The organism is Mesorhizobium sp. RCC_202 (genome assembly GCF_041355295.1).
Taxonomy (GTDB): domain Bacteria; phylum Pseudomonadota; class Alphaproteobacteria; order Rhizobiales; family Rhizobiaceae; genus Mesorhizobium.
Genome location: NZ_JBFUPO010000011.1, coordinates 1 through 25,171, shown reverse-complemented (window position 1 = coordinate 25,171; position 25,171 = coordinate 1). Strand labels below are relative to the sequence as shown.

At 62.9% G+C, this 25,171-nt stretch carries 28 protein-coding genes; 18 read left to right on the top strand and 10 right to left on the bottom strand.

Annotated features, from left to right (window positions below; translation table 11 throughout):
- The first annotated feature begins 76 nt into the window (after window positions 1-76).
- Together AB6802_RS23580 and AB6802_RS23575 are read left to right on the top strand one after the other, a co-directional pair.
- The gene (locus tag AB6802_RS23580; protein WP_371012589.1) at window positions 77-1,189 is read left to right on the top strand and encodes a pyridoxal phosphate-dependent aminotransferase; all 1,113 of its coding nucleotides are present in this window, start codon (window positions 77-79) and stop codon (window positions 1,187-1,189) included.
- A 62-nt stretch (window positions 1,190-1,251) separates the two neighbouring features.
- Window positions 1,252-1,536, top strand: a complete 285-nt coding sequence (locus AB6802_RS23575) for an acylphosphatase (protein ID WP_371012588.1) — start codon at window positions 1,252-1,254, stop codon at window positions 1,534-1,536.
- 9 nt (window positions 1,537-1,545) lie between these two features.
- Here the strand turns inward: AB6802_RS23575 and AB6802_RS23570 are convergent, their stop codons facing one another.
- On the bottom strand, window positions 1,546-2,097 hold the full coding sequence (locus AB6802_RS23570; protein WP_371012586.1) for a MarR family winged helix-turn-helix transcriptional regulator: 552 nt from the start codon (window positions 2,095-2,097) through the stop codon (window positions 1,546-1,548).
- 143 nt (window positions 2,098-2,240) lie between these two features.
- Here AB6802_RS23570 and AB6802_RS23565 point away from each other — a divergent pair, with 143 nt between their 5' ends.
- Together AB6802_RS23565 and AB6802_RS23560 are read left to right on the top strand one after the other, a co-directional pair.
- Window positions 2,241-2,891, top strand: a complete 651-nt coding sequence (locus AB6802_RS23565) for a TetR/AcrR family transcriptional regulator (RefSeq protein WP_371012585.1) — start codon at window positions 2,241-2,243, stop codon at window positions 2,889-2,891.
- A gap of 66 nt (window positions 2,892-2,957) precedes the next feature.
- On the top strand, window positions 2,958-4,121 hold the full coding sequence (locus AB6802_RS23560; protein ID WP_371012584.1) for an isovaleryl-CoA dehydrogenase: 1,164 nt from the start codon (window positions 2,958-2,960) through the stop codon (window positions 4,119-4,121).
- On the opposite strand, the gene AB6802_RS23555 is transcribed toward AB6802_RS23560, so the two are convergent.
- Window positions 4,118-4,738 (bottom strand): type II toxin-antitoxin system HicB family antitoxin, encoded by a 621-nt coding sequence (locus AB6802_RS23555; RefSeq protein WP_371012583.1) that lies wholly within the window; start codon window positions 4,736-4,738, stop codon window positions 4,118-4,120. The genes AB6802_RS23560 and AB6802_RS23555 overlap by 4 nt on opposite strands.
- 102 nt (window positions 4,739-4,840) lie before the next feature.
- On the opposite strand from AB6802_RS23555, the gene AB6802_RS23550 reads away from it, so the two are divergent.
- The 6 genes from AB6802_RS23550 to AB6802_RS23525 all read left to right on the top strand — a co-directional run bounded on the left by AB6802_RS23550 (window position 4,841) and on the right by AB6802_RS23525 (window position 10,548).
- Complete coding sequence (locus tag AB6802_RS23550; protein WP_371012582.1) at window positions 4,841-6,448, top strand: carboxyl transferase domain-containing protein; 1,608 nt, start codon at window positions 4,841-4,843, stop codon at window positions 6,446-6,448.
- A complete protein-coding gene (locus AB6802_RS23545; RefSeq protein WP_371012581.1) occupies window positions 6,448-6,978 on the top strand; it encodes an O-acetyl-ADP-ribose deacetylase in 531 nt (176 codons plus the stop codon). Before AB6802_RS23550 ends, AB6802_RS23545 begins: the two co-directional genes overlap by 1 nt.
- A 119-nt stretch (window positions 6,979-7,097) precedes the next feature.
- Window positions 7,098-7,469 (top strand): hypothetical protein, encoded by a 372-nt coding sequence (locus AB6802_RS23540; protein ID WP_371012580.1) that lies wholly within the window; start codon window positions 7,098-7,100, stop codon window positions 7,467-7,469.
- 39 nt (window positions 7,470-7,508) lie between these two features.
- Window positions 7,509-7,886 carry a hypothetical protein gene (locus AB6802_RS23535; protein WP_371012579.1) on the top strand — a complete coding sequence of 126 codons (378 nt, stop codon included), beginning with the start codon at window positions 7,509-7,511 and terminating at the stop codon, window positions 7,884-7,886.
- An 81-nt stretch (window positions 7,887-7,967) separates the two neighbouring features.
- Window positions 7,968-8,288 carry a hypothetical protein gene (locus tag AB6802_RS23530; RefSeq protein WP_371012578.1) on the top strand — a complete coding sequence of 107 codons (321 nt, stop codon included), beginning with the start codon at window positions 7,968-7,970 and terminating at the stop codon, window positions 8,286-8,288.
- Window positions 8,289-8,583: 295 nt separating this feature from the next.
- The gene (locus AB6802_RS23525) at window positions 8,584-10,548 is read left to right on the top strand and encodes a biotin carboxylase N-terminal domain-containing protein (RefSeq protein ID WP_371012577.1); all 1,965 of its coding nucleotides are present in this window, start codon (window positions 8,584-8,586) and stop codon (window positions 10,546-10,548) included.
- 6 nt (window positions 10,549-10,554) lie between these two features.
- Here the strand turns inward: AB6802_RS23525 and AB6802_RS23520 are convergent, their stop codons facing one another.
- From AB6802_RS23520 to AB6802_RS23510, 3 genes are all read right to left on the bottom strand, one after another.
- Window positions 10,555-11,109: a sugar O-acetyltransferase gene (locus AB6802_RS23520; RefSeq protein WP_371012576.1), complete on the bottom strand. Its 555-nt coding sequence runs from the start codon at window positions 11,107-11,109 to the stop codon at window positions 10,555-10,557.
- A 97-nt stretch (window positions 11,110-11,206) separates the two neighbouring features.
- On the bottom strand, window positions 11,207-12,328 hold the full coding sequence (locus AB6802_RS23515; RefSeq protein ID WP_371012575.1) for an ABC transporter substrate-binding protein: 1,122 nt from the start codon (window positions 12,326-12,328) through the stop codon (window positions 11,207-11,209).
- 476 nt (window positions 12,329-12,804) lie between these two features.
- Window positions 12,805-13,071 (bottom strand): sel1 repeat family protein, encoded by a 267-nt coding sequence (locus tag AB6802_RS23510; protein ID WP_371012574.1) that lies wholly within the window; start codon window positions 13,069-13,071, stop codon window positions 12,805-12,807.
- 437 nt (window positions 13,072-13,508) lie between these two features.
- Between AB6802_RS23510 and AB6802_RS23505 the strand changes: the two genes are divergently transcribed.
- Window positions 13,509-13,850 carry a DUF2147 domain-containing protein gene (locus AB6802_RS23505; protein ID WP_371012573.1) on the top strand — a complete coding sequence of 114 codons (342 nt, stop codon included), beginning with the start codon at window positions 13,509-13,511 and terminating at the stop codon, window positions 13,848-13,850.
- Window positions 13,851-13,979: 129 nt separating this feature from the next.
- Here the strand turns inward: AB6802_RS23505 and AB6802_RS23500 are convergent, their stop codons facing one another.
- A complete protein-coding gene (locus tag AB6802_RS23500; RefSeq protein ID WP_371012572.1) occupies window positions 13,980-14,693 on the bottom strand; it encodes a toll/interleukin-1 receptor domain-containing protein in 714 nt (237 codons plus the stop codon).
- A gap of 201 nt (window positions 14,694-14,894) precedes the next feature.
- On the opposite strand from AB6802_RS23500, the gene AB6802_RS23495 reads away from it, so the two are divergent.
- The 4 genes from AB6802_RS23495 to AB6802_RS23480 all read left to right on the top strand — a co-directional run bounded on the left by AB6802_RS23495 (window position 14,895) and on the right by AB6802_RS23480 (window position 18,047).
- Window positions 14,895-15,047 carry a hypothetical protein gene (locus AB6802_RS23495; RefSeq protein WP_371012571.1) on the top strand — a complete coding sequence of 51 codons (153 nt, stop codon included), beginning with the start codon at window positions 14,895-14,897 and terminating at the stop codon, window positions 15,045-15,047.
- Between the two features lie 48 nt (window positions 15,048-15,095).
- The gene (locus tag AB6802_RS23490; RefSeq protein ID WP_371012570.1) at window positions 15,096-15,299 is read left to right on the top strand and encodes a hypothetical protein; all 204 of its coding nucleotides are present in this window, start codon (window positions 15,096-15,098) and stop codon (window positions 15,297-15,299) included.
- A 173-nt stretch (window positions 15,300-15,472) separates the two neighbouring features.
- Window positions 15,473-16,933: an AMP nucleosidase gene (locus AB6802_RS23485; RefSeq protein WP_371012757.1), complete on the top strand. Its 1,461-nt coding sequence runs from the start codon at window positions 15,473-15,475 to the stop codon at window positions 16,931-16,933.
- A 118-nt stretch (window positions 16,934-17,051) separates the two neighbouring features.
- Window positions 17,052-18,047, top strand: coding sequence for an endonuclease/exonuclease/phosphatase family protein (locus AB6802_RS23480; RefSeq protein WP_371012756.1), 996 nt, complete (start codon window positions 17,052-17,054; stop codon window positions 18,045-18,047).
- 63 nt (window positions 18,048-18,110) lie between these two features.
- Here AB6802_RS23480 and AB6802_RS23475 read toward each other — a convergent pair whose 3' ends face one another.
- Both AB6802_RS23475 and AB6802_RS23470 read right to left on the bottom strand, forming a co-directional pair.
- The gene (locus AB6802_RS23475; protein ID WP_371012569.1) at window positions 18,111-18,704 is read right to left on the bottom strand and encodes a DUF922 domain-containing protein; all 594 of its coding nucleotides are present in this window, start codon (window positions 18,702-18,704) and stop codon (window positions 18,111-18,113) included.
- A 295-nt stretch (window positions 18,705-18,999) separates the two neighbouring features.
- Window positions 19,000-20,679: an electron transfer flavoprotein-ubiquinone oxidoreductase gene (locus AB6802_RS23470; protein ID WP_371012568.1), complete on the bottom strand. Its 1,680-nt coding sequence runs from the start codon at window positions 20,677-20,679 to the stop codon at window positions 19,000-19,002.
- Between the two features lie 239 nt (window positions 20,680-20,918).
- On the opposite strand from AB6802_RS23470, the gene AB6802_RS23465 reads away from it, so the two are divergent.
- From AB6802_RS23465 to AB6802_RS23455, 3 genes are all read left to right on the top strand, one after another.
- Entirely contained in the window at window positions 20,919-21,599 is a 681-nt protein-coding gene (locus AB6802_RS23465; RefSeq protein ID WP_371012567.1) for a hypothetical protein, read from the top strand.
- Window positions 21,600-21,645: 46 nt separating this feature from the next.
- Complete coding sequence (locus AB6802_RS23460; RefSeq protein ID WP_371012566.1) at window positions 21,646-22,554, top strand: uracil-DNA glycosylase family protein; 909 nt, start codon at window positions 21,646-21,648, stop codon at window positions 22,552-22,554.
- A 239-nt stretch (window positions 22,555-22,793) separates the two neighbouring features.
- Complete coding sequence (locus tag AB6802_RS23455) at window positions 22,794-23,612, top strand: helix-turn-helix domain-containing protein (RefSeq protein WP_371012565.1); 819 nt, start codon at window positions 22,794-22,796, stop codon at window positions 23,610-23,612.
- Window positions 23,613-23,615: 3 nt separating this feature from the next.
- Here AB6802_RS23455 and AB6802_RS23450 read toward each other — a convergent pair whose 3' ends face one another.
- Window positions 23,616-24,068 (bottom strand): hypothetical protein, encoded by a 453-nt coding sequence (locus AB6802_RS23450; protein ID WP_371012564.1) that lies wholly within the window; start codon window positions 24,066-24,068, stop codon window positions 23,616-23,618.
- Between the two features lie 60 nt (window positions 24,069-24,128).
- Entirely contained in the window at window positions 24,129-25,076 is a 948-nt protein-coding gene (locus AB6802_RS23445; RefSeq protein WP_371012563.1) for a DMT family transporter, read from the bottom strand.
- Between the last annotated feature and the right edge of the window lie 95 nt (window positions 25,077-25,171).

Sequence of the window (25,171 nt, the reverse complement as noted above, 5' to 3'; positions counted from 1 at the left end):
TAACAGCCAATCCCGAACTTGCGCGCACCGACCGCGTCGGGCTAGCAAGAGCCTCCCTTTCACGCGAGCCTTTGCCATGCGCCAGCGCCCTTCCCTTACGCCGATCGTCGGCGCGCTTCCCACCACCGTGCCGTTCGTCGGCCCCGAGGCGCAGGAGCGCGAGCGGGGGCGGCCGTTCCGGGCCCGCATCGGCGCCAATGAGAGCAGTTTCGGGCCCTCGCCGCGCGTCATTGCGCGCATGGAGAGTGTCGCGCGCGACCAGTGGATGTATTGCGATCCCGACAATTACGAATTGAAGGTGGCGGTGGCCGCGCATCACGGCGTGGCCGTCGAAAATGTGGTGGTCGGCGAAGGCATCGACGGGCTGCTCGGCGTGGTGGCGCGCATGTATGTCGCCCCGGGCGACGCCGTCGTCACTTCGCTCGGCGCCTATCCCACTTTCAACTTCCACATCGCCGGCGTCGGCGGCCGCCTGGCGACGGTGCCCTATGCCGATAACAAGGAAGACCTGGACGGGCTTCTCGCCAAGGTCACGAGCGAAAAAGCGCCGCTCACCTATCTCTCCAATCCCGACAATCCGATGGGCAGCTGGTGGGAGGCGCCGGACGTCACCCGCTTCATCGAGGCGTTGCCGCAAACCACCATGCTGGTGCTGGACGAGGCCTACGGCGAATTGGGGCCGGCCTCGGCGCTGCCGCCGATCGATGTGACGAGGCCCAACGTCATCCGCATGCGCACCTTCTCCAAGGCCTATGGGCTAGCCGGCATACGCTGCGGCTACGCGGTTGCGGAAGCGGAGGTGATCCGCGACTTCGAAAAGATCCGCAACCATTACGGCGTCAGCCGCATGGCGCAGATCGCCGGCCTCGAGGCGCTGGCCGACCAGGATTACCTGCGCTCCGTGGTGGAGCGCGTCGCCGCGGGGCGTCGGCGCATCGCGGCGATCGCCGAGCAAAACGATCTGAAGCCGCTGCCATCGGCCACCAATTTCGTCACCATCGATTGCGGCAGGGACGGCGCCTTCGCGCTGAAAGTCATGCAGAACCTTCTGTCGCGCGACGTCTTCATCCGCAAACCGATGGTGCCGGTGCTCGAGCGCTGCATCAGGGTGAGCGTCGGGCTCGACCACGAGCTCGACATTTTCGCCGAGGAACTGCCGGGCGCGCTGGCAGCGGCGCGGGGCAATTAGCTCCAAGCCCCTGTTGCCTTTGCCCTTTGCTGAGCCAGATTCCGACAGGCGGAGCGCAGGCAATGAAAGGCGAGCATAGAACCGTTCAGGCGCGGATTTCCGGACGCGTGCAAGGCGTCGGCTACAGGGTCTGGACGCGCGGCGAGGCCATGCGCCTTGGACTGACCGGCTGGGTGCGCAACGAAGGCGACGGCTCGGTGTCGACGCTGATTGCCGGCGACGCAGCGGCCGTCGCGACAATGATCGAACGCCTATGGCAAGGGCCACGCGGCGCGGCAGTCTCGAAAGTCGAGATCGAGGAAATGGCGTATGACGCAGCGCCGGCCGATTTCCGTATCACCCCTTAAGCCGGCCCCTTAAGCCGGCGTTGAGAAGCGGATGAGAGCGCCACTCAGGTCAGCGCCGGGGTCTGCGAGCAGTTCGGCGGCCCTGCGCAAGGCAGCGCGCAAATCCACCAGCTTGTCGTCGGACAGGCCATCGACCAGCCGCGCCATATCCCGATCCGCGGCCCCTTGCAGGGCGGCAAGGAGGCTTTCGCCTTTCGTCGTCAGGCGCAGCAAGCGTTTTCGACGATCGGCCGGATCGACCTTGGTCTCAACCAGCCCGTCTCCGGAAAATTTCCTCAGGATGCGTGTCATATAGCTTGCATCGACGAAGAGATGCCTGGCCAAGCTCGCGGCGGCCGGCCCAAGATCCAGATGAAAGGCGCGCGCGAGAAAGCGTTGTTCGCCTGAACCATCGGCGGCGGCCGGGTGTTCGCGGTGTCCAAGCTCGAACAACACGCGCGCCTCGGTCAGGGTGAAGGCGCTTTGTGTCAAGGTCTCTTCAAGGAGGCCGATCCTGAGCGTGTAGAACCGGTTGAAGCGGCGAATTTCAGCCACCACTGCCTTGCGCTTGTCGTCCAGCATCCTGTTTCAACCCGGTTGACCGGCTTAAAGCTTCTGTTTTTAGTTGACCTAGTCAAGTAAATTTCAATGACAACCAGAGTTTGGTTGGAGCGCTTGAATTAATTGAACGTTCGTTTTATTAGTAGGAAACACTGAGGCAGGGCATGGCGCGCACCACAGGCTCCGACGGAGAAAAGACCGAAGCGGCTGTCCGCGAGGCGGCGGTCAGCCTGATTGCGCGTCTCGGCTACGAAGCGATGTCGATGCGCCAGCTGGCGGCGGAAGTCGGCGTGCAGGCGGCTGCGCTCTACCGCTATTTTCCAACCAAGGAAGACCTTCTGTTCACGCTGATGCGCGAGCATATGGAAGGCCTGCTCAAAGCCTGGGACACGGCGCGTCCGGCCAGCGACGACGCGGTTGTCCGGCTTGCTGCCTATGTCGAGAACCATATCGTCTTCCATATCGAGCGGCGCCACGCCACGCATGTCTCCAACATGGAGCTGCGCAGCCTTTCGCATGAGCGGCTGACGCAGATTCTCAAGATGCGAACGGCCTATGAGAAGGAGCTGCGCGCGATCCTGCGCGACGGCGCCGAACTGGGCCGTTTCCAGATCGACGATATCGGCCTGACCGCCATGGCGCTGATCCAGATGATGACCGGCGTCATCGTCTGGTTCCGGCCGGGCGAGCGGCTGTCGGTGGCCGAAGTCACCTCGACATATCTTTCCATGACAATGCGGCTCGTCGGCGCAAAGATCGATGCCTACAGCGCCGCGCGTCCAGTTGAACGCGCAAAGGACGCTGTAGCACTTTGAATTTTGCGCATGATCCTTTCCGAAAATCGAAGTTGATTTTCGGGGTCATGCGCAGGGAGGAACAGAATGTACACCAATACGCTCAACTTCGGGCATGACGCCGACATAGAGGCGCTGCGCGATACGGTAAGGCGCTTCGCCCAGGACAGGATCGCGCCGATCGCGGCCGACATCGACCGATCGAACGAGTTCCCAGCGCATCTTTGGGCCGAACTCGGCGCGCTTGGCCTGCTCGGCATCACCGCCGACCCCGATTTCGGTGGCACCGGCATGGGCTACCTCGCGCATGTCGTGGCGATGGAAGAGATTTCGCGCGCGTCCGCCTCGGTCGGTCTCTCCTACGGGGCGCACTCGAACCTTTGCGTCAACCAGATCAACCGCTGGGCAACGCCGGCGCAGAAGGAGAAATACCTGCCGGCGCTTTGCTCGGGCGACCATGTCGGCGCGCTCGCCATGTCGGAATCGGGTTCAGGCTCGGATGTGGTGTCGCTCAGGCTGCGCGCCGAAAAGCGCAACGACCGCTATGTGCTCAACGGTTCAAAAATGTGGATCACCAACGGCCCCGACGCCGAAACGCTGGTGGTCTATGCCAAGACCGATCCCGAGCGGAAATCGCGCGGCATCACCGCCTTCATCGTCGAGAAGACTTTTGCGGGATTTTCGGTGGCGCAGAAGCTCGACAAGCTCGGCATGCGCGGCTCCAACACCGGTGAGCTGGTGTTTCAGGATGTCGAGGTGCCGTACGACAATGTGCTGCATGAGGAAGGGCGCGGCGTCGAAGTGCTGATGTCGGGCCTCGATTATGAGCGCACCGTGCTCTCCGGCGGGCCGCTCGGGCTGATGGCGGCGAGCCTCGACGTGGCAATCCCCTATGTGCACGAGCGCAAGCAATTCGGCCGGCCGATCGGCGAGTTCCAGCTGGTGCAGGGCAAGCTTGCCGACATGTACACGACGTTGAATGCCGCGCGCGCCTATGTCTACGCGGTGGCCGCTGCCTGCGACCGCGGCGAGACGACCCGCAAGGACGCCGCCGGCTGCGTGCTGTTTGCCGCCGAAAAGGCGACGCAGATGGCGCTCGACGCCATCCAGCTGCTCGGCGGCAACGGCTATATCAACGATTACCCGACCGGCCGCCTGCTGCGCGACGCCAAGCTCTACGAGATCGGCGCCGGCACCAGCGAAATCCGCCGCTGGCTGATCGGCCGCGAGATCATGGCGGAGGGGATTTAGTGCGCTCTGCTCGTCACTTTCGTCGAACCTTCGTCGATCCGCTTACGGGCCGCTTCGGCCAGCGTGTCCGACACCCATTGATTGATCGACTTGCCGTCGCTGGAGGCCGCTCGACTGACAAGCCGATGGACTTCCGGCGTCGTGCGCAGAGCGAGTTTGCCAGAAAAGGGCTTTTCCGGCTCCTTATTCTGTTCAGCGCAAAATTCGAGGTAGTCGTCGACGCATCCATGAAAAGCCTTCAGCAATTCTTCCGCAGAATCGGCCTCGTATGTGAAGATGTCGCGAATACCCACGATACGACCGTGAAACACAACATCGGTTTCATCGAACTCGATCGTTCCCAAATATCCCTTGTACGGCTTCATAGTTCTACACCTGAATCTATCAGGAAAGTCCTGATCTCTCGGATCACATATGCTCTCGTATCTGGCGATGGATGCGGTCGATGCACTCGAAGCGTTATCCCGTTCAACGTGAATCGGACCCGCGAGCCGCGTCCTTCCGACAACTCGCGCGCCGAGCGCGATCAGCAACGCCTCAACATCGCGCCATTTGGTGGAAGCGCTGACCGGGTTCGCAAATATCTTGTCCAGTGTTTGCCGGTGCGCCGCCTTCATCGCCTTTCGCCCCCCAATCGAATACCTTTATGGTCAGTTCCTCAGGGGTTAGGGCGAGAGCCCGAATTGATACTGAAATATGATATCATTTGAGGTTCGTCAATGCCCGTCCTAACCTCCCAGATCTCCCCCTCTTCCGACGCTTTTCGCGCCAATGCCGAGCGCATGCGGGCGTTGGTCGCCGACATCTCCGACAAGGCGGCAAGCGTCGAGCGCGGCGGCTCCGACGAAGCGCGCGAGCGGCACGTTTCACGCGGCAAATTGCTGCCGCGCGAGCGGCTGGCGCAATTGCTCGATACCGGCTCACCGTTCCTGGAAGTCGGCCAGTTCGCGGCCTGGTCGATGTATGGCGAGGATATTCCCGCGGCCGGCATCATCACCGGCGTCGGCCGGGTCGAGGGCCGTGAGGTCATGGTCGTCGTCAACGACGCCACGGTGAAGGGCGGCACCTATTATCCGCTGACGGTGAAGAAGCATCTCAGGGCGCAAGAGATCGCGCTGCAGAACAACCTGCCTTGCGTCTACCTGGTCGACAGTGGCGGCGCCAATCTGCCCAACCAGGACGAGGTGTTTCCCGACCGCGAGCATTTCGGCCGTATCTTCTACAACCAGGCCAACATGTCGGCGGCCGGCATCCCGCAGATCGCCTGCGTCATGGGATCGTGCACCGCGGGCGGCGCCTATGTGCCGGCGATGTCGGACGAGACGATCATGGTGCGCAACCAGGCGACCATCTTTCTCGGCGGGCCGCCGCTGGTGAAGGCCGCCACCGGCGAGGATGTCAGCGCCGAGGAGCTTGGCGGCGCCGATGTGCACACCAGGCTTTCCGGCGTCGCCGACCATTACGCGATGGACGACGAGCACGCGCTGGCGATTTGCCGGCGCATCATCAGGAACCTCAACCGCAACAAGGCCATGAGCCTCAACCTGCGCACGCCTGCTCCGCCGCTTCATGACCCGAGCGAACTCTACGGCATCGTGCCGACGGATCTGCGCCAGCCCTACGACGTGCGCGAGGTGATCGCGCGCCTGGTCGACGGCTCGGAATTCGACGAGTTCAAACAGAATTACGGCACCACGCTGGTGACCGGCTTTGCGCATCTGCACGGCATGCCGGTCGGCATCGTCGGCAACAACGGCGTCTTGTTTTCCGAAAGCGCGCTGAAGGGCGCGCATTTCATCGAGCTCTGCTGCCAGCGCGGCATTCCGCTTGTTTTCCTGCAGAACATCACCGGCTTCATGGTCGGCCGGAAATACGAGGCCGGCGGCATCGCCAAGGATGGCGCCAAGCTGGTGATGGCGGTTGCCACCGCGAAGGTGCCGAAGCTCACAGTCATCATCGGCGGCTCGTTCGGCGCTGGCAATTACGGCATGTGCGGCCGCGCCTATTCGCCCCGCTTCCTGTGGATGTGGCCGAACGCGCGCATCTCGGTGATGGGCGGCGAGCAGGCGGCGACAGTGCTTGCCATGGTCAAGCGCGAAGGCATCGAACGCAAGGGCGGGGAATGGAGCGCCGATGAGGAGGCGAAATTCAGGAAGCCGATCCTGATGAAATACGAGCATGAGGGCCACCCGCTCTATTCCTCGGCGCGGCTTTGGGACGACGGCATCATCGATCCGGCCAAGACGCGCGAGGTGCTGGCGCTCAGCCTTTCGGCGGCGCTCAATGCCGGCATCGAGGAGACCAGGTTCGGCGTGTTCAGGATGTGATGATGAGCGTGCGTGACAGGATCCGCATCCACACCGGCGACATCACCAGGCTTGCGGTCGATGCCATCGTCAATGCGGCCAATTCCTCGCTGCTCGGCGGCGGCGGTGTCGACGGCGCCATCCACCGCGCGGCCGGGCCGGAACTCGAGTTCGAATGCCGCATGCTCAACGGCTGCAAGACCGGCGACGCCAAGCTGACCAAGGGCTATCGGCTGTCGGCGCGCTACATCATCCACACCGTCGGGCCGGTCTGGCAAGGCGGCGGCAAGGGCGAGGCCGAACTGCTTGCCTCCTGCTACCGGCGCTCGCTCGAAATCGCTCGCGACCATGATTGCCGAACGATCGCCTTTCCGGCGATCTCGACCGGCATCTACCGCTTTCCCAAGGACCAGGCGACGAGGATCGCCGTTGCCACGTCAAGCGACTTCCTGCGGCAAAACGCAGTGCCGGACGTCGTTACTTTCTGCTGCTTCGACGACGAGACAGCCGACTTTTACCGACAGGCCGTTGTTGATTCCGGGGAAGGCTAAACTTATGGACCGACAGGTTTCCCAATACAGGCCAATGCGAATTTTCAGGAGCCAACTGGCGCGGGCCGAAAATATTCGCTATTCGTCAAGCTGCATTGGGGATTTTGGGCGGGCTGGACATGATTTCGAAATACTGCCGCAAGTCGACTGCGTCGATACTTGCAGGAATTCTAATATTAGCAATGCCTACTGCCGGGTCAACTCAATCGCTGGCCGGCGGCAAGGGCGACGTACGCTACCCGGTGACCATTCCTTGGGGCACGACGGGCGGCTGCGGCAAAATGTATGCGGCCTACATTGCGGCTTCGGGCCATTCGGCGTTTGCGGCAACACCGATCGTTCCGCAGAGCGAGTACTTCATTTGTGGCGCGAAGCTGAATGCGCCGTCGCAAAAGGCGGCCGAGGACCTGGCGCTCAAATCCTGCCAGGCCAGCAAAAGCAAATACAAGGTCACGGTCGCCGGCGCCTGCAGCATCGCCGCGTCCAAATAGACAACAGGCAGCACGGTTTTTCTTTCTGGGAGGGATGGAATGGGGGTCGTGGTTTCCAAACAGATGGCAGCATCGGTGCTGGCCGGGTTGCTGATTGTTACAGCCCCAGGGATAGGCATGGCCGGGTCGCTGGCAGGCAGCGTGGGCGACAAGCGCTTCCCGCCGCCCTTGGCGATGAACCCCAAGGACCAATGCAGAATGGCCTACAATGCCTATGTCGCGGCGGGCGGCCATTCGGCCTATGCAACGACTTTGTACACGCGCGTGAGAGACCTCTACGTCGTCTGCGGCAAAGCGCTCAACGCTTCGTCCCAGCAGGCCGCCGAGAACGCCGCGATGCGCAACTGCCAGGGCGGCCTGAAGAAGTGGCGGCTCAATACGGCGAGCGGCGGCTGCTACCTCGCGGCGTCGAAATAGATGGCGGATCGGAATTTTTCCGTGGGGGGCAACGCGAATCTGAAATTGGTGGCCGCATCCCTGCTTGCCGGAGCACTCGTCGTGGCAACCGTAGGCGCGGCGACAGCGGAATCTCTTGCAGGCAAGATGGGCGACAAGCGGTTTGCTCCGACCTTGTCACTCGATCCCAAGGAAGCCTGCTACAAATCCTATCTCGCCTATATCGCCGCGAGCGGCCACTCTGCCTACGCCACGACATTTTATTCGCGTGTCGTCGATCTTCACATTTTCTGCAGCGTCAAGCTGAACGCGCCTTCGCAGAAGGCGGCGGAAGATATCGCCTTGCGGGCCTGTCAGAGCGGCTTCAGCCGCTGGAAGGTCAAGACCGCAAGCGGCGGCTGCGCGATCGCGGTTTCGAAGTAAATCGCTCCTCACCTCGGGTAGAGCACTCCCTTGGTAAGGAAGAGGTCGACACCACACAAATGCTTGCCTGGATAGGCTGGCGGGACAGCGCCCGCCTCTGTCCTGCCGGACATCTCCCCCACAAGGGGGGAGATTGGGTGTCGTCACGGCTTTCGCCAATTGTCACCGTTGAAAGAGGCACGGCGCCGCCAAGGCTGCTGATCTCCTCCCTTGTGGGGGAGATGTCCGGCGGGACAGAGGGGGGCGCGAAGGAACGCCGGTCTGCTGCAAGGCACACACCCACCGCGGAGGTCCCATGTTCGGCAAGATCCTGATCGCCAATCGCGGCGAGATTGCCTGTCGCGTCATGCGCACCGCCCGCAAGCTCGACGTGCGCACCGTCGCCGTTTATTCGGACGCGGATGCGCGCGCGCTGCATGTCGAGATGGCGGATGAGGCGGTGCATATCGGCGCCTCGCCTGTCGGTGAAAGCTATCTGCGCGGCGACAAGATCATCGCGACAGCACTTGCCACCGGCGCCGAGGCCATCCATCCCGGCTACGGCTTCCTGTCGGAGAACCCCGATTTCGTCGACCATGTGACAGCGGCGAGGCTGGTCTTCATCGGCCCGTCGGCCGCCTCGATCCGCGCCATGGGATTGAAGGACGCCGCCAAGCGGCTGATGGAAAAGGCCGGCGTGCCGGTGGTGCCGGGCTATCACGGCGAGGCGCAGGAGATCGTGCTGCTGGCATCGAAGGCGCGCGAGATCGGCTACCCGGTTCTGATCAAGGCGCGCGCCGGCGGCGGCGGCAAGGGCATGCGCCGCGTCGACCATCCAGACGATTTTTCCGAAGCGCTTTCCAGCGCCCGGCGCGAGGCCAAGGCGGCTTTCGGCGACGACCGCGTGCTGGTCGAAAAATATGTCGACAAGCCGCGCCATATCGAAGTGCAGGTTTTCGGCGACAATTTCGGCAATGCCGTGCATCTTTTCGAACGCGACTGCTCGGCGCAGCGCCGCCACCAGAAGGTCATCGAGGAAGCGCCCGCCCCCGGCATGACGCCTGAGCTGCGCGAAGCAATGACCGAGGCCGCCGTGAAGGCCGCCCAGGCGATCGGCTATTCGGGCGCCGGCACCATCGAATTCATCGTCGACGCCTCGCAAGGACTCAAACCCGACCGCTTCTGGTTCATGGAAATGAACACGCGGCTGCAGGTCGAGCATCCCGTCACCGAGATGGTCACCGGCGTCGACCTGGTCGAGTGGCAATTGCGTGTCGCCAGCGGCGAAAAACTGCCGAAGGCGCAGGACGAGATCGCGCTTGCCGGCCACGCCTTCGAGGCGCGCCTCTATGCCGAGGATGCCGCGAAAGGGTTTTTGCCTGCGACGGGAACGCTGCATCATCTCGAATTCCCCGATGCGGCACCGGAAGGTGCTGAAATGCGCATCGAGACCGGCGTGCGGGCCGGCGACGCGATCTCGCCCTTCTACGATCCGATGATCGCCAAGCTGGTGGTGCACGGCAAGGACAGAGACGCGGCCCTTGCCGCGCTCAGTGCAGCGCTGGCGCGAACCGAAGTGGCCGGCTCGACGGTCAACACCGCGTTCCTCGCGGCTTTGGCCGCCGACGCCGATTTCGCGGCGGGCGATGTCGATACCGGCCTGATCGGCCGGCATCAGGAAGCGCTCACCATCTTGCCGGCGCCGAGCGACGAGGCGATCGCCGCGGCGGCACTGGCGGCAACCGATGCCGGCGCGCCGGGGACGGCCGGCGATCCTTGGTCCGCGCTTGCCGGCTATGCGCATTACCATACGCTGTCACGGCGTACCCGGCTTCGTTATGGCGAGGAAAATATCCTGGCGCGGATCTCGGCGCGGCCGGACGGCCGCTTCCAGGTGGCGTTGGAGGCGCCGCACGATGCGATCAATTCGCATGATCTGAGAAATCTGCCGCGCACGGCACGTTGGCCCGGCCACGTCACCGTGTTCGAAGGCGCGGTCGGCCACACATTCGCGGTTCCCGATCCGCTGTCCCGGGCCGACGAGGCGGGGGCTGCGTCAGGCAGCCTGCGCGCGCCAATGCCTGGCCTGGTCAAGCTGGTGCGCGCGGCGGCCGGCGATACCGTCAGCAAAGGCCAGCCGCTGCTGATCCTCGAGGCGATGAAGATGGAACATACCATCGCCGCGCCGCATGACGGCGTCATCGCCGAAATCGCGACTGAAGGCGCGCAGGTCAGCGACGGCACCGTGCTGGTGCGTTTCGCGGAGGATGGCCAGGGCTGAGGCTGTTCAGCCTGCGATCGAGCGAATGATTTTTGCCGGATTTCCGCCGACAAGGGTGTTTGGCGCAACGTCACGGGTGACAACCGAACCGGCCGCGACGACCGAATTCTCACCTATCGTCACGCCGCCGATGACCGTCACGCCGGCTGCGATCCAGACGTTCCTCTCGATCACGATCGGCCTTGCGATCACGCAAGCGCGCCGCTGCGAAGGCTCGATCGGATGGCCGGAGGTGATGAGGCTGACATTGGGCCCGATCATCACGTCGTCGGCGATGTCGAGCCCGCCGAGATCGTAGAACGTGCAGTTCTGGTTGACGAAGACATTGCGCCCGACCCGCGTATCCAGCCCGCCAGTCGCGTAGAAGGGCGGTATCAGCAGAAAGCTGCCGTCCACCTTTTGCCCGATGAGCTCGCTGAACAAGGCGCGGATGTCATCGGCATCGTCATACGTCAAACGGTTGAGCCTGGCGGTGATCGCCATGGCTCTTTTGACGTTGGCCGTCATGGCCGCCGATTCCGGCGTGCGCCTTGGAATTATCCGGGTGCCGTCGTCAGCCATTCTCGAATCTCTCCAGGCGCGACCCGAGTGTAGCCACAGGACAGGCCAAACGAAAATGGCCGGGACAAGCCCGGCCATCTCCGAAGACAGAACCGAATTACGGCTGGATCGGCGCGTATTTGCCGTCATGCCACTGGTTGATGTCGTAGCTGGCGTTCTTGAGGTCGCCCTTCTCGTCGAAGATGACATCGCCGACGACGGTGCTGATCGGCTTGCCGTCCTTCAGCGCTTCGGCGACCTTGGCCGGATCGTCGGTGCCGGCGCGCTTGACGCCTTCGGCCACCGCCTGGACGACGGCGTAGGAGAACAGCGTGAAGCCTTCCGGCGTGAAGCCGCCGGCCTTGATCTTGGCGACCGCGTCCTTGGCTTCCGGCTTAGCCTGCGGGTCGGAAGGGAACACGAACAGGGTGCCTTCACCCGCCGGGCCGGCAACCTGCCAGAATTCCGGCGAGGCGATCGAGTCGGGCATGATCAGCTGGAACTTGACGTTCTGCTCGGCCGCCTGGCGCAGGATCAGGCCCGCCTCAGGGTGGTAGCCGCCGAAATAGACGACGTCGGCCTTGAGCTCCTTCAGCTTGGTGACGAGGGCCGAATAGTCCTTTTCACCGGCGTTGATGCCTTCATAGTCGACTTCCTTGAGGTCGCCGGCGTTCATCGTCGCCTTGACGGCGTCCGCGACGCCCTGGCCGTAGGCGCTCTTGTCGTGCAGGACGACGACATTCTTGCCGGCATATTTCTTGGCGATCCACGGGCCGATGAAGGCGCCCTGCGCGTCGTCACGCGTATAGAGGCGCATGATCGTCGGCCAGCCGGACTTGGCCGCAGCGTCGGTCAGTACCGGGTTCGACGAGGCCGGGCTCATCATCAGCGTGCCGGCTTCGGCATAGACGGCCGAGGCCGGAATGCTTGAGCCCGAGCAAGCATGGCCGTCGACGAACTTGACGCCGTTGGCGACGATGCGGTTGGCGACCGAGACCGCCTGCTTCGGATCGCACTGGTCGTCCTCGATGTCGAGCTTGATCTGTGAGCCGTTGATGCCGCCCGCCGCGTTGATCGCATCGGCGGCTGCCTGCGCGCCCTGCTTGAACTGATCGCCGATGGTGGCGAGCTGGCCGGTCATCGGGCCGACCACCGAAATGGTGATGTCGTCGGCGAAGGCAACCGGGGCGCTCATCATCAGCCCAAATGCGGCCGCGCTCAAAATACCCAATTTTTTCATGACTATAAGAACTCCTCCACTTGCGCGCGACGATATGGTCGCGCTTGTTCTACAGAGCCGGGACAATTTCACCGTTCACTGAACCTGTCGAGAGGACAGTGCATCTGGTTTTGGTTCATTCCGGCGAGGATTTCTTGGGCCAAGGGGCCCACCTGATTACCTAAAGCGCGTCGCGTCGAATGGAATCGACGCGGCGCGCTTTAGCTCGCCGTTTGATGCATGTCGTCGTCGCAAAACCGAAGCCACTTTTGCGCGACATGCATTAGCCTAATGCAAAAAGCCGCGCCAACCTTGTACCGGTCGGTCGCGGCTTTTGCAGTCGAGCTCCCTGGACGCCCCCGCGCCTGAAACCCGCTCGCTTCCCTGTTTCTTGCTGCGCGGCTTGGCAGTTGACTTGCCGCGTTCTTGGTCTTGTCAGTCGGCCGTCTTGCCGCGGCCCTGTCCCCTGATTGGTCCCCGCCGTTGTGTCCGCGGGATCAGTGCATCGTCATCCATTCGCGGGCTTCGCGCAGCGCCTTGGCGATATCGGTCTTCGACATCGTCGCCGACAGCTCCGAGCGCAATTCCGCGGCGCGGGTCGAGCCCTTGATGGCGGCGATGTTGAACCATTTGTGGGCGGCGACGACGTCGGTCTCGCAGTCGCGGCCGGTCGCATACATCATGCCCAGTTCGAAAAGAATGTCGGCCTGGGCGGTTGCCCCCATGGCGCCGACGCCGGCTTCAAGCATTTCAAAGCGTGCCATTTCAATCCCCTGTCTGGCTCCCGAGAGCTGCCTCCTTCTGTCCCCGGTGTTCGCTTGGGGTGGGCCGCTCTTTCGATGCTTTCGAGGATGACGCCTGGCCTTGAATCCGTCGTTAAATGGCGTGCTTAATTTGAAGAAAACAAAGCTAAAACAAGAGGTAAACGTGAAAGTTCGTTAAGCATGGGAATCCAGCGATTGCGCCGTTTTGCCTCAAATTCGATGAAAATGCCGCGAACCGGAAGCAAGACTTCGCTAACCACGGATTCCGAAGCCTTTTTCGTCACCGTTCATTTTCGACGATCCGGGCCGGCAAAATCCTTGCAACCTTCCGTGGCGGCACCGCTTTTGTTTTGGTGGGAGCTGGATTAGCTTTACCTTTGCGTAAGGGGCAGACGGGCGGATCGTAGCCCCGCCGGCAACCTACAGGGAGGACAGACATGTTTCGAAAAGTAAGCTTGGCGCTCGCGGCCACCTTGATCATGGCCGGCGCCGCATGGGCCGACCCGATCGAGGGCAATTGGAAGACGCAGGCCGGCGACACCGCCGCGATCGGTGGCAGCGGCTCGTTTTCCATCACACTGAAGTCCGGCAAATATGCCGGCAAGACCATCGGCTCGCTGAAGGCGGCCGGCGACAACAAATACACCGGCAACATCACCGACCCGGCGAACGACAAGACCTATTCCGGCAAAGCCACGCTTTCGGGCACCTCGCTGAAGATGAGCGGCTGTGTGCTGGGCGGGCTAATCTGCAAGAGCCAGACCTGGCACAAGCTCTGATCGCCGAAAAACCGACCGTCCGAAACGGGGCCCGTTTTGTTTTGGGAGCGTTGCGCCTTCTGGAGATCGGCTCAACAGCGACGGGGGCTCATACGCAGACCGCACCTTCGATGTCGCATCATTCTACATCTAGGATGAAACGGCCTCCTTCGCCTTGCGTAGCGCCTCCGCCCTCGTTTTGATCGCCTCCGCGACCTGAGTGAGGCCGTCGTCCCTATCGGGAAAACTGGAAATGGCTTTTCCACCCAAAGCCGCTTGAAATTGGCTGAAGGGTTCGTACTTCCAGAGGCACTCTCGTGCAATTACAGGAATGACCACGAGCGATTTCTCCTGCTCACGTTGAAGGGCTCGGGTCAACTCTACTGTGTTGCAATAATCCGAATTTATAAAGTCAACGCTGACCAGGAGCACCACAACTTCCGCTGTCTCCAGATTCTTGGCGATGGCTTCAGCCCATTTTTCTCCCGCCTCAATTTTTTCATCGTGCCAAGCGTCGATCAGGCCGGCCCGTTTAAGCGGGGACAAGTGTTTGATCAACTCGGCTTTGAGGGCGACATCGGCGTGAGAATAAGAAATGAAAGCCTTGAGCGGTTTGGGCTTCGGTTTTTGGGAGGGCTGAACGAGGCTTATCTGACCTCCTCTTCCCGGGCTGACCCTGATCTTACCTTGCCGACGGAGCACCGCCTTGGTCCGGTTAAATGTCACATCCGCCCAACCAAGCTCATCACGCAGGGTGTTGCCGTTGACGCTGGTTCCTTCAGGACCCGACATCCGGGTCAGCGCGTCTATAAATCGCGCGACGAAGGTCCTCGCCTCTTTCGAGGCCTTTGCTTGCTTTGCCATCTAAACTCCCCCGTTTTGGCGATATGTTTCCCGAACTCGGTTTAGGGTCAACCCTGTTTGAACGTTTGTCGGGACGCTCCGTCTGTCGACGCAAACGTGCACTCAAAACCCCGTCAATCAATTTGAACCTCAGATGAATGCCGGTCTCAGAACCGGTTCAGAGGCATTTTGGCATTCTCTCCCGCATTGAAGGAGAGAGACATGCTTGCCCGTCGCTTCACCATCGTCTGCCTGCTGATGGGCCTGTTCGGGATGGGCTTCGCCATCCTCGTGGCGCAAGCCGGACGTCCGGCGCGCTCATGGGAAATGGCCGGCAGCTGCCGTCCGAATTGCGTGAACCAATTCAACCGCTGAAACGACCAAGATGAAACAAGTTAGCTGAAAACCGGGGACGCCACGACCATGAACCGCTTCACCACCCTTGCCGCGACGAGCCTCCGGCTGCTGCCGCGGGCGACCCTCTTCCTGATGCTGCTCGCCGTCCCGGTGCTGGCAATGCCGATGATGCGTGCCGATACCGGCCACAGGATCGAGGCGCCGGCGCACAAGGACAGGAGCGTCGGCTTCGTGCTGCTCATCAGCCTGCAGCGCGGGCAAGCTTCATAGGCGGTCAGGTGACGTCGACCGACGTCAATCCCGACGCGCCTTGAGTCCTGCGCCCAAGAAAAACTCAACTTCACACCTGTCTCAGGCTCGTCTCCCCTCCCAACCGTCATCCTGAGTCTCTATATTGAGCCATGGAAAAGCGAATCTACCCCCAAGCCATCGAATCGGTCGTCATGCCGGAGCCCTTCGGCAAGCAAAGCTTCGGCGACGCCAAAAAGGCCGTCGCGGCGCTGCAGACGCTCTACGACCGCAACACCAAATTCCTGCGCGACTCCTTCGCCGCACTTGCGGCCGGCGGCGACGAGGGCAAGCGCTACCGCGCCTTCTATCCGCAGATTGCCGTCACCACGAACTCGTTCAGCCAGGTCGACTCCCGCCAGGCCTATGGCCACATGCCGACGCCGGGGAACTTCGCCACCACGATCACGCAGCCGCTGCTGTTCGAGAATTACCTCACCGAGCAGTTGAAGCTGATCATGCGCAATCACGGCGTGTCGGTGACGGTGTCGGAATCGACGACGCCGATCCCGCTGCATTTCGCCTTCCTCGAAGGCACCTATGTCGACGGCGCCGCCGCCGAGCGCATCAAGCGGCCGATCCGCGACCTGTTCGATGTGCCCGACCTCGACGGCACCGACGACCAGATCGCCAACGGCACCTTCGAGGTGGCGTTCGGCGAGCCGAGGCCGCTGGCGCCGTTCACCGCGCAGCGCATCGACTATTCGCTGCACCGCATGACGCACTACACGGCGACCAGCCCGCAGCATTTCCAGAATTTCGTGCTGTTCACCAACTACCAGTTCTACATCGACGAGTTCGTCGCGCGGGCCCGAGACCAGATGGCCAACGGCGGCGGGGGCTATTCCGAGTTCGTTGAACCCGGCAATGTGGTGACCAAGGCTGGAGCCGCCGCGCCGAGCGAAGGCTCGCCTCCGCCGCGCCTGCCGCAGATGCCGGCCTATCATTTGAAGAAGCCCGGCCATGGCGGCATCACCATGGTCAATATCGGCGTCGGTCCGTCCAATGCCAAAACCATCACCGACCACATCGCGGTGCTCAGACCACACGCCTGGCTGATGCTTGGCCATTGCGCCGGCCTGCGCAACACGCAGGCGCTTGGCGACTATGTGCTGGCGCATGCCTATGTGCGCGAAGACCACGTGCTGGACGACGATCTGCCGGTCTGGGTGCCGATCCCGCCGCTGGCCGAGATCCAGGTGGCGCTGCAGGAGGCGGTAGCCGAGGTAACCGGCCTGTCCGGTTACGACCTCAAGCGTATCATGCGTACCGGCACCGTCGCCACCATCGACAACCGCAACTGGGAGCTGCGCGACCAGCGCGGGCCGGTGCAGCGCCTGTCGCAGTCGCGCGCCATCGCGCTCGACATGGAATCGGCCACCATCGCCGCCAACGGCTTCCGCTTCCGCGTGCCCTATGGAACGCTGCTGTGCGTCTCCGACAAGCCGCTGCATGGCGAGTTGAAGCTGCCCGGCATGGCGACCGAGTTCTACAAGCGGCAGGTGGCGCAGCACCTCACCATCGGCATCCGGGCGATGGAGAAGCTCGCCGAAATGCCGATGGAGCGGCTGCATTCGCGCAAACTCAGAAGCTTTTCCGAGACGGCCTTCCAGTAAGCGATCATTGTCGAACAGGGCGAGGCAATCGGTCATCTTGCTTGAGCCGCAATTTGGCCGATAAGCGATCCGAACAAGCGGTCGGAGCGAGATGACAACAGGCGGTGCGCGCTTGAGCATGATGGCTCAGCTGACATTCCTGGCGATGACGGCGTTCTCGGCAGCACTCCTGGCCGGGTTCTTCGGCGCGCTGCATCCGGCCTTCGATTCCTTTTCGCATTTCCGTATGCATCTGAGCCTGCTGACGGCGCTCCTGGCGCTGCCGCTGCTTGCCAGCTCCTATCGGCTGCAGGCGGTCGCGGCACTTGTCTTTGCCATCGCCTGTTTCGCCACCACGACTGGCGCTCTGCCCAGATTGTCACCGCAGGCGGTGGCCAAGCCGACAGACCGGATGGTCTACAGCCTGCTGCAGATGAACCTGCGCTTCAACAATCCGACGCCGAAGAAGGTGTTGTCGCTGATCGGCCGGACCAATCCGGACGTCATCACCCTCGACGAAGTGTCGGGAATGTGGGCGACCGAGCTCGGCTATATCAAGGACGCCTACCCCTACCGCATCCTGTGCGACTACCCCAATGGCGTGTTCGGCGTCGCGCTCTTGTCGCGCCGGCCGTTCGCCGCCGGCACCGCGCCGCATTGCGAACCGCGCGGGGCGATGGCGATCGCCACGATCGATTTCAGCGGCATCCCGGTCGACGTCGCCGCGATCCATCTGAGCTGGCCGTGGCCGAAGGAGCAGTACTGGCAGATCGGCGAGCTGGCGCAGCCGCTGGCAGCGCTCGGCGAGACCGCTGTCATGGCCGGCGACTGCAACGCCGTGCCGTGGAGCGCCGCCGTGCGGCGGGTGGCGCGGCTTGGCGGGCTGACGCTGATGCCCTCGGCCGGTCCGACCTGGATCCACCGGACGCTGCCCGATTTCCTGCGCCGCTATGCCGGCCTGCCGATCGACCAGGTGTTCAGCAAGGGCGGCGTAGCGATCCTGTCGTCGACCCGCCTGGAGGATACCGGCTCCGACCATCTGCCGGTGCTGGTCGAATTCACGCTGCGGCCCGACGACAAGCCTCAGGAAGAGCATGAGTCCGCGTTGGCGGCGAACGACCTACCAGGCAAGTAGCCCGGCTGAGCATGGCTGTCGTGTTCTTGGGGCGAAGACCCGAGGATAACGACGGGCCGACCGTCAAGGCTTGATCAAAGCCAAGACCAGATGCTCGACATGGCCGCCGCCACGATGTTCCGTCACATCGAACGCCTTCTGCTTCGCCTCATACTGCGCGGAGACGGCCTCGATGCGGCGCCCCGCTTCACGGCGCGCCTTGCTGCAGGACGGGTCGTCGGTGGTTTCGAGGCCGACGGCCGACCGCTCGGCGGCGCGCATCATGTCCCTGGCAAGACGGCCATGGGTCGCCTCGTGAGCGTGTGTGCCCGCCATAAACCGGCTCCAACGCCTTTTCAGTGCCGGCGACATTGGCGAAACGACGCGGGGAAAGGTGAAGACCAGGTCCATCGTGCCGTTTGCCTGCCGCACCCGGCACGAGCCGTTGCGCCGGAGCATCACGAGATCCCAGCTGGCGCTATAGGCGGTCAGGGCGATGGCGTGCGCCATGAAGCCACGTTTCGGACCCTTGCGATTGATGTTCTGGATGAGCTCGATGCCGGAAGCGCCGGTGACGTCATATGTGCGCGTTTCGACCCGGATCTTGCTGCCGGCCGAGGCCTGCGGCGCATACAGCGCGGCGACGGCAACAAGACACGTCAAAACCTTCAATCGCATTTGTCTCTCCCCTGTCCGCGGAGAAAGAACCACAACAACGCTTCGGCTTCAACAGTATGGGCTAGCCGCTTCACATACGCTGGTGAACGGCCCGCTCCGCTTTTCCTGGGCGGAGGTCGAGACGGCCCGGCCGGCAGTGAGGCTCACATGCCCTGGTAGACCGGGCCTTCGCCGGCTTTTTCCAGGCGGCGGTCGAGACGGCCCGGCCGGCAGCCCGGCTCACATGCCTTGGTAGACCGGGCCTTCGCCGCCTTTTTCCAGGCGGCGGTCGAGACGGCCCGGCCGGCAGTGAGGCTCACATGCCCTGGTAGACCGGGCCTTCGCCGCCTTGTGGCGGCACCCAGTTGATGTTCTGGTTCGGATCCTTGATGTCGCAGGTCTTGCAGTGCACGCAGTTCTGCGCGTTGATGACGAAGCGCACATCCTTGGCCGACGGATCGGCGGCGGCGTTGCCGTCCTTGTCGACCCACTCATAGACGCCGGCCGGGCAATAGCGGGTCGAGGGGCCGGCGAAGACGTCGTGCTCGGAGCGCTGCTGCAGCGCCATATCGCCGACGATCAGATGGGTCGGCTCGTTTTCCTCGTGATTGGTGTTGGACAGAAACACCGAGGACAGCCGGTCGAAAGTCAGTACGCCGTCAGGCTTGGGATAGGCGATCTTCTTGTGCTGAGCGGCGGGCTCGAGCGACGCGTAATCGGCCTTGCCGTGCTTCAGCGTGCCGAAGGGCGAGAAGCCGAACAGCGTGTTCAGCCACATGTCGAGACCGCCGAGGCCGATGCCGAGAACAGTGCCGAAGCGCGACCACAGCGGCTTGACGTTGCGCACCTTCTTCAGGTCCTTGCCGATGTCGCTGCCGCGCCAGGCTTCTTCATAGGAAGCGAGCTCGTCATTGGCGCGGCCGGCGGCGATCGCTTCGGCCGCATGCTCGGCCGCCAGCATGCCGGACAGCACCGCATTGTGCGAACCCTTGATGCGCGGCACGTTGACGAAGCCGGCCGAGCAACCCATCAGCACGCCGCCCGGGAAGGACAGTTTCGGCACCGACTGCCAGCCGCCCTCTGTGATGGCGCGCGCGCCATAGCCGATGCGCTTGGCGCCCTCGAACGTGCCGGCAATCGCCGGATGCGTCTTGAAGCGCTGGAACTCCTCGAAGGGCGACAGATAAGGGTTCTTGTAATTGAGGTGGAGCACGAAGCCGACCGCCACCTGGTTGTCTTCGAGATGATAGAGGAAGGAGCCGCCGCCGGTCTTCAGGTCGAGCGGCCAGCCAAAGGTGTGCTGCACCAGGCCCGGCTTGTGATTCTCCGGCTTGACCTGCCAGAGTTCCTTGAGGCCGATGCCGTATTTGCCTGGATCGCGACCGTCGGAAAGCCTGTATTTGGCGATCAACTGCTTGGCCAAGGAGCCGCGCGCGCCCTCGCCGATCAGCACATATTTGCCCATCAGCGCCATGCCCGGCGCGTAGGACGGCCCGTGCGTGCCGTCCTTCTCGACGCCCATGTCGCCGGTGATGACGCCGATGACGGCGCCCACCTCGTTGTAGACGAGGCTGACCGCGGCGAAGCCCGGATAGATTTCGACGCCGAGCGCCTCGGCCTTGGTCGCCAGCCAGCGGCAGACATTGCCGAGCGAGACGATGTAATTGCCGTGATTGTTCATCAGCGGCGGCATCATGATGTTGGGCAGACGGAACGAGCCTGCCGGCCCGAGCACCAGGAAATGGTCGGCGGTGACCGGCGTCTTGAACGGGTGGCCCTCCTCCTCGCGCCAGCCGGGCAGCAGCCGGTCGATGCCGATCGGATCGACGACGGCGCCGGACAGGATGTGCGCGCCGACCTCGCCGCCCTTTTCCAGGACGACGACCGAAAGATCGGGATTGAGCTGCTTCAGACGGATTGCGGCGGCAAGACCGGCGGGACCCGCTCCGACGATCACCACGTCGAATTCCATGCTTTCGCGTTCGATATCGCTCATCGACCCCTCTTTGGCTTGCCGCATTCTCGCATTGTGCTGGCTCCTGCGCTGCATAGCGCATCAATTCGCGACGCGAAACCGGCGCTGACGTGACAACGCCGATTTCGACAAAAAGTCGCGGTTTTCCTACGAAGTGGAGGCAGCGTTAGCCAAGGCCAGGACAAACCGGATCGCAGACCAGCCTGCTGCCCGCATCTTTTTAATTGTTCGACGGCTTGGTTATCGGCAATACTTGGCGCATGCGCATGTTCGAGCCATCCGGCTTTCCACTGAAGCGCTTGCTGTTGACGCCCGGCACCGCCTGGCGTGCGGTTCTTCCGCTCCTGTATTTATCCGTGCCGGCGCTTGTGTTGTCCGTGCCGGCATATTTTTTATCCGAGCCGGCGCTGGCCGATCCGGTGAAGGTCTGGACCACAGGCGCCTATTCTTTCTCCGACGAGCTTGGCGGCTTCCACATCACCAGCGTTTCCGGCATCGGCACCAAGGAAGACCCGCTGATCATCAAGGAAGAGCTGAACACGGCGACGCCGGTGACGCTCACGATCCGCGCCACCAAGCCGATCGAGCCGTTCGGCAAGGCCGGCGAGGTCGCCAATGGCGTGATGTATATGCGCATCGACGTGCTCAACAACAGCGCCTTGCCCTGGGTGGAATTCCAGTTCGAGCTGCAGGAAATCCTCGACCATCCGAGCGTGTTCGGCGACGGCCTGTCCTTCGACCAGCGCAACAAGACGCCAGACAACATCTGGTCGAGCAATTTCGCCGATTTCGACCGCCGGTTCGAGCCTTACGATCAACTCCTGTTCAAGAACGGCAAGGTCGACCCGCTGAAGACGGCGACCTTCGATTTCCTGATCACCGACTACACGCCGCGCTGGACGTTTTATATCGTGCAGGATCCACGCATCCCCACCGGATGATCTCATCGCAGTTGCAAATCGACGCCGCGCGGACAATGGTGGCGCCATGACTGCCGCCTCCCCCAGAGCCGAGATCGCCGAACTGCTCGCCTTCTACGCCAGCGCCGGCGTCGATGACGCGCTTGAGGATGCGCCGATCAACCGCTTCGCGGAGGCCAGGCCGAAACCGGCGGAACGCCCTCGCCCGCCGGCCGCGCCCGTCAGCGAAAGCAGGCCTCGGGAGCAATCCGCAGCGCGACCCGGCTTTGAGGCGGGCCCCCCGCCGCAGCGATCGGCCCCCGGCCTCGACGCCAGCAACATTCCGGACGCGCCGGTGCGCATGGCCACGGCCGCGGTCCCCGACGAGGCGCAGGCGCTGCTCGCGCGCCAGCTTGCCGCCAGTGCCTCGACGCTAGAGGAACTGCGCCAGCACATGGCTAGTTTCGACGGCTGCAACCTCAAATTCACCGCCAAGAACCTGGTCTTTGCCGACGGCAACCCGAATGCCGCCCTGATGCTGGTTGGCGAGGCGCCGGGCCGCGACGAGGACCTTGAGGGCCTGCCCTTCGTCGGCCGCTCCGGCCGGCTGCTCGACCGCATGCTCGCTGCGATCGGGCTTGACCGACAGTCGGCCTATATCGCCAACGTCATTCCCTGGCGGCCGCCGGGCAACCGCACGCCGACGCCGCACGAAACCGAGATCTGCCGCCCGTTCATCGAAAGACAGATCGAGCTGGTCAATCCCAAGGTGCTGATCAATCTCGGCGGGCCGTCGGCCAAAACCCTGCTCAACACGACCGAGGGCATCCTGCGCCTGCGCGGCAACTGGCGGGTGCACACGACTGCGTCCGGCGTCGCCATTCCGGCTATGCCGACGCTGCACCCGGCGTATCTGTTGAGAACGCCGGCGCACAAGAAGCTGGCCTGGCGGGATTTTCTCGAGGTGAAGGCTAAGCTGCGGTCGCTTGGAGATTAGCTGATCTCCCCCCTCGTGGGGGAGATGTCCGGCAGGACAGAGGGGGGCGCGAAGGAACGCCCACTTCGGAAACTTGACCGCTATGCTGGCGGGACAGCGCCCCCCTCTGCCTTGCCAGGCATCTCCCCCACAAGGGGGGAGATTGGCCGTCACCGGCGCTTTCGCCAATCTCCAGCGATGGGGAGCCATGACCTCCCAGGTAATTGAATTGCACCTCGCTCCGGCCTAGTCATTCCCCCATGACCACACCCGAACTCTCCGCCGGCAGCCTCATCCGCGAATGGCGCACGCGGCGGCGCATGAGCCAGCTCGACCTCGCCATGGAGGCCGAGATTTCGCAGCGACATCTCTCCTTCGTCGAAAGCGGGCGCGCGCAGCCGTCGCGCGATATGGTCCTGCATCTGGCCGAGCAGTTGTCGATCCCGCTCCGACAGCGCAACCAGCTGTTGCTTGCCGCCGGCTTCGCGCCGAGCTTCAGCGAAAAATCGCTGACCGATAAAACGCTGGCGCCGGCGATGGCCGCCGTCGAGACCGTGCTCAAGGGTCACGAACCGTTTCCGGCGCTGGCGGTGGACCGGCACTGGAACCTCGTCCTGGCCAATGCCGCGATCGCGCCGTTCCTTGCCGATATTTCCGAACCGTCCCTGCTCCAGCCGCCGGTCAATGTGCTGCGGCTCAGCCTGCATCCGGGCGGTGTCGCGCCGCGCATCGTCAATCTGGCGGAATGGCGCGCGCATCTCATCGAACGGCTGAAGCACCAGAACGACGCCACCGGCGACCCGGTGCTGATCGAGCTGGAGCGCGAGCTGCGCGCCTATCCGTCCGGCCTGAAGAGCAGCCGTCCGGCGCCGGTCGAGCCAAGCGGCATCGTCCATCCGCTAAAGCTCGCGCATGGCGACCAGGTGCTGTCCTTCATCAGCACCATCACCGTGTTCGGCACGCCGCTCGATGTCACGCTGTCGGAACTGGCGATCGAATCGTTCTTCCCGGCCGACGAGCAGACGCGGGCAGTCCTGGTACGGCTGGCTAAGGAGCGAGCCAACGCGAAAGATGGCTAAGCTTCAGCCACCCTCCGAACCCTGCGATCCGCAAATTTCGGCAACCCATCGGTCTGCAGGATATTTCCGTAAAAGATGATAGTCATTCTGCTGATCGGTATAGCCAAGCAGCTTTCCCTCCAGCCATTCGAATTGCGGGCACCAACCCCTGTGGTGGAGGGATTCGAAAAGCAGCCAATATGCTTCGACGCGCCATTCCTCGCCCCTGTGCGTGTAGAACCAGTAGTCGATGTGGACATCGCGACCGCTTGGCAGGGATATTGTCCTTGTTTTCATATGCTCAGAAAACGTCCCGTCCGCGACATGCGGCGCGAAGTCCTGATTGGCCAGCGCGTCGGCTTTTTCAAAACCGTCCACCTTCTCGTGGGTAAACACAGCCAACGGTTTGGTCCCGGCAAGCATCATCGCCAGTTCGCGGTTCGTATGGAGGACGTAAGGGCGATCCTTATCATTCATTTTCAATTCCTCATTGGAGTGAGAAACAGACCAACTCGATAGACATGCCGGCGATCTCGTTCACCCCTGCGGCGGCGCGGCCTTTCTGGTGCGCGTCCGCTCCAGGCCGAGCTGCCGCTCGCGCCAGATGATGAAGATGCCGGCGGCAACCACGATCACGCCACCGATGAGCGTGTTGAGCGACGTCACATCGCCGAAAACGAAATAGCCGACCACCACGCCGAGGATCATCGACGTGTATTCGAAGGGCGCCACGACCGAAGCCTCGGCATGACGATAGGCAGCCGTCATCAGTATCTGGCCGAGCCCGCCGCAGAAGCCGGCGAAGACGAGCAGCGCCGCCTGCATCGGCGTCAGCGCCTGCCAGCCAAAAGGCAGCGTGAACAGCGACAGCACCGTTGCCGTCGACGAGAACCACAGCACGATGGTCGCCGTCTTCTCGGTCTGCACGAGATTGCGCACCAGAAGCATGGCGACGGCCGAAATCGCCGCCGCGGTCAAAGCCGCCATGACGCCCAGCACCTCCTGGTCGTCGAGCCCCTCGTCGGAATTCAACAGCGTCAGTTCCGGCCAGGAGATGATCAGCACGCCGATGAGACCGACCGCGACCGCGCTCCAGCGATAGACGCGGATCGATTCGCCGAGGAAGACCGAGGAGAACACCACCACCAGGAGCGGCTGCGCATAGTTCAGCGTGATCGCCTCCGGAAGCGGCAGCCGGGTCAGCGCGAAGAAGCCGAGCCCCATGGCGCCGACGCCGACGACACCGCGCGCAATATGGTTGAACGGCCGCTTGGTGACGAATGCCGTGCCCAATTGTCCCTTGAAGGCCAGGAAGGCGATGATCGGGAAGATGGCGAAGAAGGAGCGGAAGAAGACTATCTGTCCGGCCGGCACGTCGCCCGCCGACTTGATACAGGTCTGCATGCCGACAAAGACCGCCACCGAGACGATCTTCAGCGCGATGCCGCGCAGCGTGTTGTGGCCGACGGCGTGATCGACGGTCATCTTGCCTCGTGAAATGGGCTAGGGCCTGTTGAGAATCAGGATTCCCCTGAGAGCTTTTGAATGATTCAAGCCTCGTTTTGGAGGCATTGATGATT

Excerpts from the sequence above, each read along its gene's own strand:
- AB6802_RS23580 (WP_371012589.1), top strand. The coding sequence starts at position 77 with ATGCGCCAGCGCCCTTCCCTTACGCCGATCGTCGGCGCGCTTCCCACC.
- AB6802_RS23575 (WP_371012588.1), top strand. The coding sequence starts at position 1,252 with ATGAAAGGCGAGCATAGAACCGTTCAGGCGCGGATTTCCGGACGCGTG.
- AB6802_RS23570 (WP_371012586.1), bottom strand. The coding sequence starts at position 2,097 with ATGCTGGACGACAAGCGCAAGGCAGTGGTGGCTGAAATTCGCCGCTTC.
- AB6802_RS23565 (WP_371012585.1), top strand. The coding sequence starts at position 2,241 with ATGGCGCGCACCACAGGCTCCGACGGAGAAAAGACCGAAGCGGCTGTC.
- AB6802_RS23560 (WP_371012584.1), top strand. The coding sequence starts at position 2,958 with ATGTACACCAATACGCTCAACTTCGGGCATGACGCCGACATAGAGGCG.
- AB6802_RS23555 (WP_371012583.1), bottom strand. The coding sequence starts at position 4,738 with ATGAAGGCGGCGCACCGGCAAACACTGGACAAGATATTTGCGAACCCG.
- AB6802_RS23550 (WP_371012582.1), top strand. The coding sequence starts at position 4,841 with ATGCCCGTCCTAACCTCCCAGATCTCCCCCTCTTCCGACGCTTTTCGC.
- AB6802_RS23545 (WP_371012581.1), top strand. The coding sequence starts at position 6,448 with ATGATGAGCGTGCGTGACAGGATCCGCATCCACACCGGCGACATCACC.
- AB6802_RS23540 (WP_371012580.1), top strand. The coding sequence starts at position 7,098 with ATGATTTCGAAATACTGCCGCAAGTCGACTGCGTCGATACTTGCAGGA.
- AB6802_RS23535 (WP_371012579.1), top strand. The coding sequence starts at position 7,509 with ATGGGGGTCGTGGTTTCCAAACAGATGGCAGCATCGGTGCTGGCCGGG.
- AB6802_RS23525 (WP_371012577.1), top strand. The coding sequence starts at position 8,584 with ATGTTCGGCAAGATCCTGATCGCCAATCGCGGCGAGATTGCCTGTCGC.
- AB6802_RS23520 (WP_371012576.1), bottom strand. The coding sequence starts at position 11,109 with ATGGCTGACGACGGCACCCGGATAATTCCAAGGCGCACGCCGGAATCG.
- AB6802_RS23515 (WP_371012575.1), bottom strand. The coding sequence starts at position 12,328 with ATGAAAAAATTGGGTATTTTGAGCGCGGCCGCATTTGGGCTGATGATG.
- AB6802_RS23510 (WP_371012574.1), bottom strand. The coding sequence starts at position 13,071 with ATGGCACGCTTTGAAATGCTTGAAGCCGGCGTCGGCGCCATGGGGGCA.
- AB6802_RS23505 (WP_371012573.1), top strand. The coding sequence starts at position 13,509 with ATGTTTCGAAAAGTAAGCTTGGCGCTCGCGGCCACCTTGATCATGGCC.
- AB6802_RS23500 (WP_371012572.1), bottom strand. The coding sequence starts at position 14,693 with ATGGCAAAGCAAGCAAAGGCCTCGAAAGAGGCGAGGACCTTCGTCGCG.
- AB6802_RS23495 (WP_371012571.1), top strand. The coding sequence starts at position 14,895 with ATGCTTGCCCGTCGCTTCACCATCGTCTGCCTGCTGATGGGCCTGTTC.
- AB6802_RS23490 (WP_371012570.1), top strand. The coding sequence starts at position 15,096 with ATGAACCGCTTCACCACCCTTGCCGCGACGAGCCTCCGGCTGCTGCCG.
- AB6802_RS23485 (WP_371012757.1), top strand. The coding sequence starts at position 15,473 with ATGCCGGAGCCCTTCGGCAAGCAAAGCTTCGGCGACGCCAAAAAGGCC.
- AB6802_RS23480 (WP_371012756.1), top strand. The coding sequence starts at position 17,052 with ATGATGGCTCAGCTGACATTCCTGGCGATGACGGCGTTCTCGGCAGCA.
- AB6802_RS23475 (WP_371012569.1), bottom strand. The coding sequence starts at position 18,704 with ATGCGATTGAAGGTTTTGACGTGTCTTGTTGCCGTCGCCGCGCTGTAT.
- AB6802_RS23470 (WP_371012568.1), bottom strand. The coding sequence starts at position 20,679 with ATGAGCGATATCGAACGCGAAAGCATGGAATTCGACGTGGTGATCGTC.
- AB6802_RS23465 (WP_371012567.1), top strand. The coding sequence starts at position 20,919 with ATGCGCATGTTCGAGCCATCCGGCTTTCCACTGAAGCGCTTGCTGTTG.
- AB6802_RS23460 (WP_371012566.1), top strand. The coding sequence starts at position 21,646 with ATGACTGCCGCCTCCCCCAGAGCCGAGATCGCCGAACTGCTCGCCTTC.
- AB6802_RS23455 (WP_371012565.1), top strand. The coding sequence starts at position 22,794 with ATGACCACACCCGAACTCTCCGCCGGCAGCCTCATCCGCGAATGGCGC.
- AB6802_RS23450 (WP_371012564.1), bottom strand. The coding sequence starts at position 24,068 with ATGAATGATAAGGATCGCCCTTACGTCCTCCATACGAACCGCGAACTG.
- AB6802_RS23445 (WP_371012563.1), bottom strand. The coding sequence starts at position 25,076 with ATGACCGTCGATCACGCCGTCGGCCACAACACGCTGCGCGGCATCGCG.